Raw genomic sequence first — 12,388 nt, 5'->3', positions numbered from 1 at the left:
CCGATGGTACTGCAGGGGGGACCCTGTGGGAGAGTAGGACACCGCCGAACAATTTTTGAGAAAGGGCTCACACCTTACGGTGTGGGCCCTTTCTGTATTTCCGGACCGTATTTGCCGGTGTGATTCAGGACGGGTGCACCAGGCCCGTGTCGTAGGCCAGGATCACCGCCTGGATCCGGTCCCGGGAATTCGTCTTCGCCAGGATGCGGCCCACATGCGTCTTCACCGTGGACTCCGCGAGATGCAGGCGGGCGGCTATCTCGGTGTTCGTCCAGCCCCGGCCCACCACGGTGAGGATCTCGCGTTCGCGTTCCGTGAGGGTGGACAGGCGCTGGTCCTCCCCTGGCCTCTCCTCCCCTGCCTGGTCGTCCTGGGGCGTTCGCGACGGCAGGTGGTGGACGTACGCGTCCAGGAGGCGGCGGGTCAGGCTGGGGGCGACCACCGCGTCGCCGGTGGCCACCGCGCGGATGCCGGCGAGGAGTTCCTCCGGCTGGGCGTCCTTCACCAGGAAGCCCGAGGCGCCGGCGCGGAGTCCGGCGTAGGCGTACTCGTCCAGGTCGAACGTGGTGAGGATGAGCACCCGGGTGCGGTCCCCGGCGGCAGTGATGCGGCGGGTCGCCTCGATGCCGTCCAGACCGGGCATGCGGACGTCCATCAGGACCACGTCCGGGCTGAGTTCCGCCGTCATACGGACCGCTTCGCTGCCGTTGGCGGCCTCGCCCAGGACCGTCATGTCGTCCTGGCTCTCCAGGAGCATGCGGAAACCGAAGCGCTGGAGGGTCTGGTCGTCGGCGATGAGGACGGTGGTCACTGCGGGGATTCCTCCGGAAGGCTCAGATGGACGCGCCAGCCGCCCGCCGGATGCGGGCCGGCCTCAAGTGTGCCGCCGTACAGGGCCGTTCGCTCACGCATGCCGGGCAGGCCGCGGCCGTCCGGGCCCGGCGCGGGGCCGCCCCGGCCGGTGTCCGTGACCGTCGCGGTGACGGCGCCCTTCTCCCCGTACGACAGCTCTATGTGGGCGGTGGTTCCGGGGCCCGCGTGTTTGAGGGTGTTGGTCAGGGACTCCTGGAGGACGCGGTAGACGGTGAGCTGGCGGCCGGGGGAGAGGGCCGGGGTGCCGGTCAGCGTGACGTCGACGGGGAGGCCGGCCGCGCGGACGCCGCCGACGAGCTGGTCGAGGTCGATGAGGCCGGGCTGCGGGGCGAGCTGTGCTCCGGGGACCTCCTCGGCGTGGTCCTCCTCGCGCAGGACGTCGAGGAGGCGGCGCAGTTCGCCGAGGGCCTGGCGGCTGGTGGTGGCGATGGCGTTGAGGGCCTGGGCGGCGCGTTCCGGGGACTTGGCGGCGGCGTACTTGCCGCCGTCGGCCAGGCCCGTGATGACGGAGAGGTTGTGGCCGATGATGTCGTGCATCTCGCGGGCGATCCGGGCGCGTTCGGCGGCCGCCGCGAGCCGGGCCTGCTGGTCGCGTTCGATCTCCAGGCGGCGGGCGCGGTCCTCCAGGGTCTCGGTGTGGTCGCGCCGGGTGCGGACGGTGATGCCGATGGCCGTCGCCACGGCGAACGTCATGAGGACGGGAACGATCTCCTGGTCCGGGCCGCCGCCCTGCGGATGCCGTACGGCCGTCACGGCGGCGCTCGCGGTGAGGAGGGCCGCCGCCCACCACAGGGAGCGGGCCGGTCGGCGCAAGGCGATGTGGAAGACGACCAGCAGGTGCAGCATGACCGCCTGGAGGGCGATGCCCGTCCAGGCGTTGACGAGGGCGAACGGGGTCAGAGCCAGGAGAACGGCGCGCGGGTGGGTGCGGCGCCACAGGAGCGGCACGGACAGGGCCAGGCTGAGGGTGAGGACGAGCCAGCGGGGGCTGTCGGGGGCGCGCGTGACGGTGAGCCAGCCGCCGCCGTAGTAGTCGATCAGGGCCGCCGTCACCCAGAACCCGGTGAGGTGCACGTCCCAGACGAGCGGGTGGCGTGCGTCGAAGGCGCGGACGCGCCGGCTGACGCGCTGGACGTACTGGGTCAGCGGCTCGGCCGTGCGTGCCCCGGTGGCTGGTTGCTCCGTCACGCGTCCATCGTGCGGGTTCTTCCCGGCCGGTCCCAGAGGCGTGGGGCGTATTCCGGATGAGGGATGTCGTACCCGGGTACTACGGTGGCCGTCATGTGCACCAGCAGCCCCGAGAGCTATGTGATCAGGTCGATACGGGCGGACGAGTGGCCGGCCGTGAAGGAGCTGCGCCTCGCCGCGCTCCAGGACCCGGTCGCGCACCTGGCGTTCCTGGAGACGTACGAGGACGCCCTGACCCGGTCCGACGCGTTCTGGCAGGAGCGGGCGGCCGGTGCGTGCGAAGGGGCCGACGGGGCGCAGCAGATCATCGCCGCGCGCCCGGACGGGGTGTGGGTCGGCACGGCCACCGTGCTGGTCGAGGAGCCGGGCACGACGGACTGGGCCGGGCTTCCGGTGGAGCGCAAACAGGGGCATGTCGTCGGCGTGTTCGTACGGCCCGAGGAGCGGGGGAGCGGGCTGACGGACGTGCTGTTCGACGCCGCTCTGGAGTGGGCCTGGTCGCGGGGTGCCGAGCGGGTGCGCCTCATCGTCCACGAGGAGAACGGGCGGGCGCAGCGCTTCTACCGGCGGGTGGGGTTCGTGCCGTCCGGGGCGACCGTGCCGGTCGGTGAGCAGGGGGCGCGCGAGCTGGAGTTCGTCGTCGAGCGGCCCTGACCGGACTGGCCGGGCGGCGCGGTCAGCCGGGCAGGTCGGCGTGCGGCCAGCGGGAGCGGGCCTGCTCGCGGGACCGGAGCAGGGCCAGGGTCGGCATACCCCGGTCCGCTCCGGTTGCCAGCAGCTCCGGTACCTGGGGAAGCGGAGCCACGGCGGCGACGTCGTCGAGGACGAGCGTCATTGGTGGGTCGAGGCGACCGGAGGATGACCGTTCGGCCATGCGCCGGCCGCGCTCGACCACGCTTGCGGCCAGGGCCGTCAGGAGGGGCATGGCGCCCGGCTCGGCTCTGGGATCCTCGATGGATTCACCCACCACGTAAAGCGTGCCCGTTTCGTGGACGAAGGAATCCAGGGTGAGGGCGTCGGTTCGGTGGGGCGTGCAGGACTCCCGGATGTTGACCGTCGAGAGGGCGGCGAGCGCCCGGGTGGTCAACTCCTGCGCCATGTCCCGGCGTTCGGTGTGGGCGGTCAGTGCCGCCTCCAGCTCCCCGGCGGACCCGGGTGCGGCCTTCGGGTGGGTGCGGAGGACGCGGACGGCGTCCTGGACCTGGGTGCCCTGGGACCAGCGGTGGACGTGCCGGACGGTGCGGCCGTCGACGGCGGCGGCGTGCAGATAGCTGCGCAGCAGCGTCTCGGCGGTGTCGCCGACCGCCTGGTCGAGGCGGGAGGTGGGGCGGACCGGGGCGAGCAGCGCGGCGGCCCGGGAGGCGGCCGTCGCCTTGTCCTCGCAGCCGCTGGTGGGCGACCAGTGGAGGCGGGCCGGGGTGTCACACAGGTGGGTGGGGTCGTACAGGAGGACCGGGCCCAGCTTGCCGCGGGCGTCCTTGGTGTCCTGCCAGAGCGCCGGGTTGGACGTGACGACGAGCGCGGCGCCCTCCGCGTCGAGGACGGCCTGGGCGGCGCTGTGCCGGCGGGCGTCCCGGGGGGCCACGAGGAGCGTTTCACGGGCGGTGACGGCGGTGGGGAGGGGGGCGAGGACCGGCTCCGCCGGCGGAGAGGCGGGCGGGGCGGGCTCGGTGAGCGGGACCGCGTGCTCGAGGACCGCTTCCGGCTGCCGTTCCACCGCGGGGGCCGTCTGCCGTGGCTCGGGGGCCGGCACGGGCTCCGTCCGCGGGGCCGGCACCTCGTGGGATGCCGGTGCGGCGGCGGTCGCGTACGGCTGTCCCGTGCGGCGAGCCGCCCGGACGGCGCGCCAGCGGGCCAGCGTGCCCATCACGAAGACGGTGAGCACGACCAGCACCATCAACTGGCCGATGAACAGGCCCCAGAAGAGCCCGTAGCCGGAGAGCTGCCCTTCCGGGGTGTCCGGCCACGCGCCCGCGAGGTCGTGGGGGTCGCCGATGAGGGAGCGCATGGCGAGCGGCGTGCGGGGGATCGTGACGCCGTCCGGCCACGACCCGTGGGCGAACAGGGCCGCCAGACCCGTCGCCGTCCACACCATCACGGTCATGCCGAGGAGGAAGCCGAGTATGCCGATCAGCAGGCCGTCGGAAATGCCTCCCTGGCCCTCCCGGTGCCGACGCTCCCCGCGATCGTCCGGTCTCACGCTCGTCTCCCCCTACGCCACCGTCGATTCCGAGTCGCCCAGCCGCTGCTCCACGAAGGCCGCCGCCCGTTCCTCCGCCTCGAGCTCGGCGGCGCGCAGGGCGTCGTCGGCGAGGTGGTCGGCGGACGACTCGGTCATCGCGCGGTCGGTGAAGACGAGCGGGCGTTCGGACTCCGTGACCAGGTGCTTGACCACCTGGACGTTGCCGTTGACGTCCCACACCGCGATGCCCGGGGTGAGCGACGGGATGATCTCCACGGCCCAGCGGGGCAGGCCGAGCACCCGGCCGGTCGCCCGCGCCTCGTCGGCCTTCTGCGCGTAGATCGTCCTGGTCGACGCCATCTTCAGGATGGCGGCCGCCTCCTTGGCCGCCGCGCCGTCGACGACGTCCGACAGATGGTGGACGACGGCCACGAAGGACAGACCGAGCCGGCGGCCGAACTTCAGCAGCCGCTGGAACAGCTGGGCCACGAACGGGCTGTTGATGATGTGCCAGGCCTCCTCGACCAGGAAGATGCGCTTCTTCCGGTCGGGGCGGATCCAGGTGTGCTCCAGCCACACGCCGACGATCGCCATCAGGATCGGCATGGCGATGGAGTTGCGGTCGATGTGGGACAGGTCGAACACGATGAGGGGCGCGTCCAGGTCGATGCCGACCGTGGTCGGGCCGTCGAACATGCCCCTCAGGTCACCGTCGACCAGCCGGTCCAGCACCAGCGCCACGTCCAGGCCCCACGCCCGTACGTCGTCTATGGCGACGTTCATCGCCTCCGCCGACTCGGGCTCGGGGTGCCGCAGCTGCTCCACGATGTCGGTGAGGACCGGCTGGCGTTCGACGATGGTCTCGTTGACGTAGGCGTGCGCGACCTTCAGCGCGAAGCCGGAGCGCTCGTCCAGGCCGTGGCCCATCGCGACCTCGATGATGGTCCGCAGCAGCGCCAGCTGGCCCGTCGTGGTGATCGACGGGTCGAGCGGGTTGAGCCGGATGCCGTGGTCGAGAGCGGCCGCCGGGTCCAGCCGGATCGGCGTTATGCCCAGCTGCTCGGCGATGAGGTTCCACTCGCCGACGCCGTCCTCGCCCTGGGCGTCCAGGACGACGACCTGCCGGTCGCGGAAGCGGAGCTGACGCAGGACGTACGTCTTCTCCAGCGCCGACTTGCCGTTGCCGGACTCGCCGAGGACCAGCCAGTGCGGGGCCGGGAGCTGCTGGCCGTACAGCTGGAAGGGGTCGTAGATGTAGCCCTTCCCGGAGTAGACCTCGCGGCCGATGATGACGCCGGAGTCGCCGAGGCCCGGCGCCGCGGTCGGCAGGTACACCGCCTGCGCCTGGCCCGTGGACGTGCGCACCGGTGGCCGGGTCGTCTCGACCTTCCCGAACAGGAAGGCGGTGAAGGCGTCGGTGAGGACGGACAGCGGGTCCCGCATCAGGTCCTACCTCCGAATGCCGGTGGCGAAGGGGAGCGTGTTCACGAATGCCCGGTGGTGCTCGCGGTCGCACCACTCCAGCTTCAGATACGACTTTCCGGCCGACGCCCGGATGGTCCGCTTGTCGCGGGCCAGGGCCTCGGGGGTACGGGAGGAGACGGTGATGTAGCCGACGAGGTTGACGCCCGCCGCGCCGCTCGCGAGGTCCTCTCCGCGCTGGTCGAGACGGTTGTGGGCGGCGATGTCCCGGGGGTCGACCGTGCGGTTCATCTTGGCGGCGCGGCTGGCCTCGGCCTCGTCGTTGGTCTTCTCGGTGAGCATGCGCTCGATGGCGATCTCGGTGGGTTCGAGGTCCATCGTGACGGCGACCGTGCGGATGACGTCCGGGGTGTGCACGAGCAGCGGCGCCAGGAAGTTGACGCCGACCGGGGTCATCGGCCACTCCTTCACCCAGGCCGTGGCGTGGCACCAGGGGGCACGGGTGGAGGACTCACGGGTCTTCGCCTGGAGGAACGTCGGCTCCATGGCGTCGAGCTCGGCCGGCCAGGCGTTGCGCTTCGTCATCGCCTGGATGTGGTCGATGGGGTGGTCCGGGTCGTACATGGAGTGGATCAGCGACGACAGGCGGCCCTGGCCGAGGGGCTGCCGGACCCGGATGTCGGCCTCCTGGAGACGCGAGCAGATGTCGGTGAGCTCGCGGGCCATGACCACGGCGAGCCCGGCGTCCCGGTCGACCTTGCCGCGGCCGTGCGGGCGGGCGGCACGGGCCATCGCCTGGGCCTCGGCGGCCAGTTCGCGGGTGTAGTGCATGCAGGCGACGAGGTAGGCGCGGTGCTGCTCGCTGCTCGTCGACACCATGGACTGGAGCTGGTCGTACGACTGCTGCAACCAGCCCGGGGCCCGGTCGTCGCCCCGGACGGCGACGTCCTTGGCGTGGGCGTCGGGGTCGGCGGGCAGGGTGCGGGCCAGCATCTGCAGGCGCGTCACGAAGCCGTCGTTGTTCGCGACGTGCTTCAGCAGGGTGCCGAAGCGGTCGACCAGGGCCTCCTGGTCCTCGGAGTCGCGCAGGCCGACGCCGGGGCCCTCGATCTCGATGGCGGCGGTGACGGTACGGCGGTCGGCGTGCAGCAGCACGGCGATCTCGTCCGGCCCGAACGGGGCGGCCAGCCAGGTGATGCGGCCGATGCCCGGGGGCGGTCCGACCTCGACCTCACGGCCGTCGATGCGGGTGCCGGCCTCCATGGCGGAGGAGCGGTAGGTGGTGCCCTGGCGCAGGGTGCGCTTGTAGCTGCGGTTGATCTCGAACCACTTGTAGAAGGTCCGGTGCTTGTACGGCACGTACACCGCGGCCAGCGCGAGCAGCGGGAAGCCCATGAGCAGCACGATCCGCAGGGACAGGACGGGGACGAGCAGTCCGCACATCATGCCGAGGAACGCGCCGGCGATGATCAGCGCGATCTCGCCGGACTCGCGGTTGCGGCCGACGATCGCGTTCGGCCGGGCGCGGCCGATCAGATAGGTACGGCGGGGCGTGACCGGATGGGACACGTGGGACTCGGTCGTCAACGCCCGTCACCTCCTGGACGATTGCTGCGGGTGTTGCCTGCGTGCGGGGTGTTCACCGGGCTGCTCGAACGGGGTGCGGGTGCGGCGGAGGGGACAGATCCGCCGCCCCCGTTCGAGGAGCGCGAGCTGTGGGCGGCGACGCCGCCGGAGGCCGGGTTCGCCGGGCGGGGGGGCGTGCCGGCCGCACCTCCGCCGCCGTTGTTGTCGGCCCGGGAGCTGTGGGTCTTGATGCCCTGGGCGACGAGGGTGGCCGGGGAGCTGATGACGGCCGCGGCCTTGCTCTCGGCGCCGCGCATGATGCGGTTGTTGCGGGTGTTCGCGATCTCGTCGCCGAAGCCGGGGACGAAGCGGTAGATCATCGCCGAGGCGAAGATCGCGAGCAGGATGATGGCGAGGCCGGAGACCACGGCGGCGAGGGAGTCGGGTCCCTCCTCGGTGGCGAGGGCGCCGGCGAGGCCGAGGACGATGACGATGACCGGCTTCACCAGGATGACGGCGATCATGATGCCGGCCCAGCGGCGGACGTGGCCCCACAGGTCCTTGTCGACGAGGCCGGCGTAGACGACGACGCCGAGCAGGGCGCCGACGTAGAGCAGCACGGCCCGGATGTAGAGCTCCAGGTAGAGGATGCCGGCGGCGAGGATCGAGATCAGCGACACCAGGATCAGCATGATCGGGCCGCCGCCGATGTCGTCGCCCTTCTCCAGGGCCTCGGAGAACGTGCCGAAGAACGTGTCCGTCTGGTTGCCGGTCGCCTTCGCCAGGACGTCGCTGACGCCGTCGGTCGCCGAGACGACGGTGTAGAGGATCAGGGGCGTGAAGGCGGACGCCAGCACCGTGAGCCAGAGGAAGCCGATGGCCTCCGACATGGCGGTCGCGAACGGCACGCCGCGTACGGCGCGCTTGGCGACGGCGAGCAGCCAGAGGAGGAGGGTGAGGATGGCGGAGGCGGCGAAGACGACGGCGTAGTGCTTCAGGAACGTGAGGTTCGTGAAGTCGACGGCCGCGGTCTCCTTCACGGCGTCGCTGAGCCGGTCGACGGTCCACGCGGCGGCGTCGGCACAGCCCTTGGCGAGGGAGGAGAGGGGGTCGAGGGTGGTGGTGGGGTCGGTGAGGGAGGGGGTGCCGGACTTCTTGCCGCCGCCGTTGTCCTTTTCGCAGAAGTCCTTGGCAGGGCCTCGGATGAGGTCGCACGGGTTGTTGCTGGGTGTCGGTGAGGGGTCAGGTGCGGCCACGGCATGGGAGGCCAGCAGCACGGCGGTGGCCTGCGCTGAGGCGAGGGCCGCCGTGAGCCCGAGGAGGCGGCGGTTAGCGCGCATACGTGAACCCTCCGAATTCCTCGACGGCCTTCGTCATGTCGTCAGCGGTGGACGCGCGCTGGTCCCGTCCGACCGGGACCGGGCCGTCCTTCTGCTGAAAGTCGGTTACCTTCCAGTCGTTGCCGATCCACTTCAGCTGGTAGGTCGTCGTGTACCAGCTCTCGGAAACCGGGTTCTTGGAGCCGTCACCGGAAAGGCCGAACAGTGAGGTGTACCAGACCTCCACGGTGGCGCTGTCACCTCCGTAGGAGACGACTTTGGTGCCCACCGGGACGACGCGGGAGATGAACGTCTGGCCCGACGGCGCCGCGCCGCTTTTGTCGAGGCCGATGTTCGCCAGGAACTGTTCGCTGGAGTAGGCCCTGTCGAGGTCCGACTGTCGACCGGCGGCCACGTCCGGGGCGTACACCGCATCGACGATCGTGTGCCGGGTCGCGGTGTTGAACATGTCGGCCGACCCCAGAGCCACGGAGTAATTGGCGGCAGCGCTCTGCGCCCCCTGTTCGTCGTGGGCGTAGCCCGCCGGGATGCCTGCCGACTTGCCCTTGACGGGGCGGGTGCCCGTGGCCGACGTGGAGGAGGCCTTCGGCTTGTCCTCGTCACCCGCGGCGGAGCCGGACCCGCTGCCTCCGCGGTTCGCGAAGGCGATCGCGGCGACGAGGAGCACGACCACGCCGACGACCGTGATCATGCTCCGGGACGACGAACGGCCCCCTCTGCGCGCGCCCCCGTACACGTCACCGCCGGTTTCGGGCAGCCGGGTGCGGGTCTGCCCCTCCCGATCGTCTCCGAGACTCATGCCGCGTACGCCCCCTCGGCGTCGGACGAATACACGTTGGAGTACGACGGTAGCCGCGCTGGTTCCCGCGCGGGCGCGGTGTGGTGACTGGACATCAGGGAGACGCAACCTCAGCCGGTGGGCACGACGGGTGGGTAGGGGACAGCGGAGCCGGGCGTGCCCGGGGCGGACGGAGGGGGTGAGGCGCTAGACGGCCATGCCGTACACGATGGTGAAGAGCGTGCCCAGGGAGCCGATGATGAAGACGCCCGTCAGGCCGGCGACGATCAGGCCCTTGCCCTGCTCGGCGCTGAACGTGTCCCGCAGGGCCGTGGCGCCGATGCGCTGTTTGGCCGCCCCCCAGATGGCGATGCCGAGGCAGATCAGGATCGCGACCGCCATGACGACCTGGATCATCGTCTTGGCTTCGTTTCCCAGTGCTCCGAACGGACCCCAGTCCGGGGCGATCCCGCCGATGATGGTGTTGATGTCGCCCTTGTCGGCCGCAAAGAACATGTAAGTCACCGCCCCTGTTGGGTAGTTCCACGGTCCCCCCGCAGTGCGCAGAGGTCAGGTCTCATTCTCGCCGACAATGCCGCTTCCGGATGTCGACTTGGCGTCATTGATGGTCGGGATTCGTACGAATAGCTCGTATGGTCACTCTGTGTATCACGCCAGGTCACGCCGAGCAACGAGGCCTGAGCGGAACCTGGGGTGCGGTTCTGTCGTTAGCCCCTCTTCGCGCCGGTGCCGCTTCTGGCGGACGCCCGGGTGAGGGGTCGTGCCCGTGTTCTGCGGGTGAAGGCTATCCCGGGCGGGTGAACGGCCGCGTGAGAGGGCGTCAGGCTCCGCGGCTCTCGCCGACGTTCGCCGTGATGAGCCGCAGGAGCTGCTTGGCCAGGGCGTCCTGTTCCGCCGTCAGGCCCATGGCGTCGCCGATCGCGAGAGGGACGGCGGCCGCGCGCTCGCGGAGGCCGGCACCGGCCTCGGTGAGCCGGAGGGCGACCGACCGCTCGTCGTCGGGGCGGCGCTCGCGGCGCAGCAGTCCGGCCGCCTCGAGGCGCTTGAGCAGGGGCGACAGGGTGCTGGACTCCAGTTGGAGGGCCGCGCCGAGGTCGCGTACGGAGATCGAGTCCTGCTCCCAGAGCACCAGCATCACCAGGTACTGGGGGTAGGTCAGGCCCAGTTCGTCGAGAAGTGGCCGGTATCGAGCGGTCACGGCGCGGGAGGCGGCGTACAGGGCGAAGCAGAGCTGGTCGTCCAGGAGCAGGGAGCCGGGGCCGCGCGCGGGCGGTTCGGGTGGTGGGGTCGCGCTCATCGGGGCTCCTGGTGCGGCGGTTGCTGCCTGTGCGTCTCTGCGTCCCCCAAGTGTATCGGGGGCCACCTCATCGTGGCCTATGGAGTCGAACACGATGGAATCGTAAGCGAATAAGTTGCGCACGACTTAATCGAGCACTACGTTTGTCGTGCCGCCGACCCCGGCGAACCGGCCGGGTGGTCCCGTCCGCGGCACCCCGATCCGAGGAGTTCGCCATGACCGAGTCCCACCGCCCCGTTCTCGAGCCCGCCGCCCAGGCGTTCGTCGAGGCGACCGCGCAGCCGCCGTTCCTCTTCGACCTCGGTCCGGAGGGCGGGCGCAAGGCCGTCGACGAGGTGCAGTCGGGCGAGGTGGCCAAGCCGGCCGTCGACGAGGAGGGGCTGACCGTGCCCGGTGGCCCGACCGGTGGGGTTCGGGTCCGGATCGTCCGTCCGGCGGGTGTCTCCGGGACGCTGCCGGTCATCGTCTACATCCACGGCGCCGGCTGGGTCTTCGGCAACGCCCACACCCACGACCGCCTCGTCAGGGAACTGGCCGTGGGCGCCGGTGCCGCGGTCGTCTTCCCCGAGTACGACCTCTCGCCCGAGGCCCGCTATCCGGTCGCCATCGAGCAGAACCACGCCGTGGCGCGCTGGGTCGCCGCCGAGGGCGCCGGGCACGGCCTGGACGCGCGCCGGATCGCCGTGGCCGGTGACTCGGTGGGCGGCAACATGGCCGCCGCGCTGACGCTGATGGCCAAGCGGCGCGGGGACGTCCCGCTAGTGGCGCAGGTGCTCTTCTACCCGGTCACCGACGCCTCGTTCGACACCGGCTCCTACCGGCAGTTCGCCGAGGGCTACTTCCTGCGCCGCGACGCCATGCAGTGGTTCTGGGACCAGTACACGACCGACGAGGCCGAGCGCGCGCAGATCACCGCCTCGCCGCTGCGCGCCACCGTCGAGCAGCTCACCGGCCTGCCGCCGGCCCTCGTCGTCACCGCCGAGGCCGACGTGCTGCGCGACGAGGGCGAGGCGTACGCGGACAAGCTGCGCCAGGCCGGCGTCCCGGTGACCGCCGTGCGCTACCAGGGCGCCATCCACGACTTCGTGATGCTGAACGCCCTGCGCGGCACCCAGGCCGCCGACGGGGCGATCAAGCAGGCGATCGGGGTGCTGCGGGACGCCTTCGCGGCGTGACCGCGGTGTCTCAGGCGGACGAACCGTCCGCGGCGGGCAGGGAGTCCCGTACGGCCTGCGCGGTCGCGGTGGGGTCGTAGCCCTCGGGGACCCCGTCGACCAGGATGATGTCGCCCGCGATGTGACGGGTGCGCAGCGGGGCGATCTCCCGGTAGGCGGGGGAGTTCCACCAGGCGCGGGCCTCGGCGAGGCCGGGGAAGGCGATCATCACGACGGCGCCGGGCCAGTCGCCCTCGACCGTCTCGTGCGGGGTGCCGTGCACCAGGAAGCGGCCCCCGTACGGCGTGAAGGTCGCGGTGATGCGGTCGATGTACTCGGCGACCTCGGGGTGCGGGGCGAGGTCGCGGAGGTGGGCTATGGCGTAGGCGGGCATGAGGGCCTCCCGGTCGGGACGGGACGGGACGTGATGGGGCGGGGCGGATCGAGCGGCCCGCACCGCGATCGTGGCACGCCGGCCACGCCGGGATCGATTACCCGCCGGGTCATGCCCGGGCGGGGGTTGGGCCGGTTGCCGGGGCCCGGGCGGGGGAAGCTCCTACACTGGCG

At 71.5% G+C, this 12,388-nt stretch carries 12 protein-coding genes; 2 read left to right on the top strand and 10 right to left on the bottom strand.

Going from position 1 to position 12,388, the window contains the following annotated elements; genetic code table 11:
- Positions 1–124: 124 nt before the first annotated feature.
- A complete protein-coding gene (locus tag ACFV46_RS29605; protein ID WP_376729825.1) occupies positions 125–811 on the bottom strand; it encodes a response regulator in 687 nt (228 codons plus the stop codon).
- Positions 808–2,061, bottom strand: coding sequence for a sensor histidine kinase (locus tag ACFV46_RS29600; protein ID WP_385500488.1), 1,254 nt, complete (start codon positions 2,059–2,061; stop codon positions 808–810). The genes ACFV46_RS29605 and ACFV46_RS29600 overlap by 4 nt, the downstream gene beginning before the upstream one ends.
- 93 nt (positions 2,062–2,154) lie before the next feature.
- Between ACFV46_RS29600 and ACFV46_RS29595 the strand changes: the two genes are divergently transcribed.
- Positions 2,155–2,715: a GNAT family N-acetyltransferase gene (locus ACFV46_RS29595; protein ID WP_376729827.1), complete on the top strand. Its 561-nt coding sequence runs from the start codon at positions 2,155–2,157 to the stop codon at positions 2,713–2,715.
- A gap of 22 nt (positions 2,716–2,737) precedes the next feature.
- Here ACFV46_RS29595 and ACFV46_RS29590 read toward each other — a convergent pair whose 3' ends face one another.
- The 7 genes from ACFV46_RS29590 to ACFV46_RS29560 form a co-directional block, all read right to left on the bottom strand.
- Positions 2,738–4,261: a type IV secretory system conjugative DNA transfer family protein gene (locus tag ACFV46_RS29590; RefSeq protein WP_361922446.1), complete on the bottom strand. Its 1,524-nt coding sequence runs from the start codon at positions 4,259–4,261 to the stop codon at positions 2,738–2,740.
- 12 nt (positions 4,262–4,273) lie between these two features.
- Complete coding sequence (locus tag ACFV46_RS29585; RefSeq protein ID WP_361922449.1) at positions 4,274–5,686, bottom strand: ATP-binding protein; 1,413 nt, start codon at positions 5,684–5,686, stop codon at positions 4,274–4,276.
- 6 nt (positions 5,687–5,692) lie between these two features.
- Positions 5,693–7,252 (bottom strand): SCO6880 family protein, encoded by a 1,560-nt coding sequence (locus ACFV46_RS29580; RefSeq protein WP_361922452.1) that lies wholly within the window; start codon positions 7,250–7,252, stop codon positions 5,693–5,695.
- Complete coding sequence (locus ACFV46_RS29575) at positions 7,249–8,571, bottom strand: hypothetical protein (RefSeq protein ID WP_385500486.1); 1,323 nt, start codon at positions 8,569–8,571, stop codon at positions 7,249–7,251. The genes ACFV46_RS29580 and ACFV46_RS29575 overlap by 4 nt, the downstream gene beginning before the upstream one ends.
- Entirely contained in the window at positions 8,561–9,370 is an 810-nt protein-coding gene (locus ACFV46_RS29570; RefSeq protein ID WP_385500483.1) for a hypothetical protein, read from the bottom strand. Before ACFV46_RS29570 ends, ACFV46_RS29575 begins: the two co-directional genes overlap by 11 nt.
- 186 nt (positions 9,371–9,556) lie before the next feature.
- Complete coding sequence (locus tag ACFV46_RS29565) at positions 9,557–9,865, bottom strand: hypothetical protein (protein WP_055624817.1); 309 nt, start codon at positions 9,863–9,865, stop codon at positions 9,557–9,559.
- A 325-nt stretch (positions 9,866–10,190) separates the two neighbouring features.
- Positions 10,191–10,667, bottom strand: coding sequence for a MarR family transcriptional regulator (locus ACFV46_RS29560; RefSeq protein WP_361922460.1), 477 nt, complete (start codon positions 10,665–10,667; stop codon positions 10,191–10,193).
- Between the two features lie 215 nt (positions 10,668–10,882).
- On the opposite strand from ACFV46_RS29560, the gene ACFV46_RS29555 reads away from it, so the two are divergent.
- On the top strand, positions 10,883–11,842 hold the full coding sequence (locus ACFV46_RS29555; protein ID WP_385500482.1) for an alpha/beta hydrolase: 960 nt from the start codon (positions 10,883–10,885) through the stop codon (positions 11,840–11,842).
- A gap of 10 nt (positions 11,843–11,852) precedes the next feature.
- Here the strand turns inward: ACFV46_RS29555 and ACFV46_RS29550 are convergent, their stop codons facing one another.
- Positions 11,853–12,215, bottom strand: coding sequence for a DUF1330 domain-containing protein (locus ACFV46_RS29550; RefSeq protein ID WP_385500480.1), 363 nt, complete (start codon positions 12,213–12,215; stop codon positions 11,853–11,855).
- Between the last annotated feature and the right edge of the window lie 173 nt (positions 12,216–12,388).

Origin of the sequence: Streptomyces sp. NPDC059852, from assembly GCF_042731455.1 — a bacterium.
GTDB lineage: Bacteria > Actinomycetota > Actinomycetes > Streptomycetales > Streptomycetaceae > Streptomyces.
This window is presented reverse-complemented; position numbering and strand designations above follow the sequence as displayed.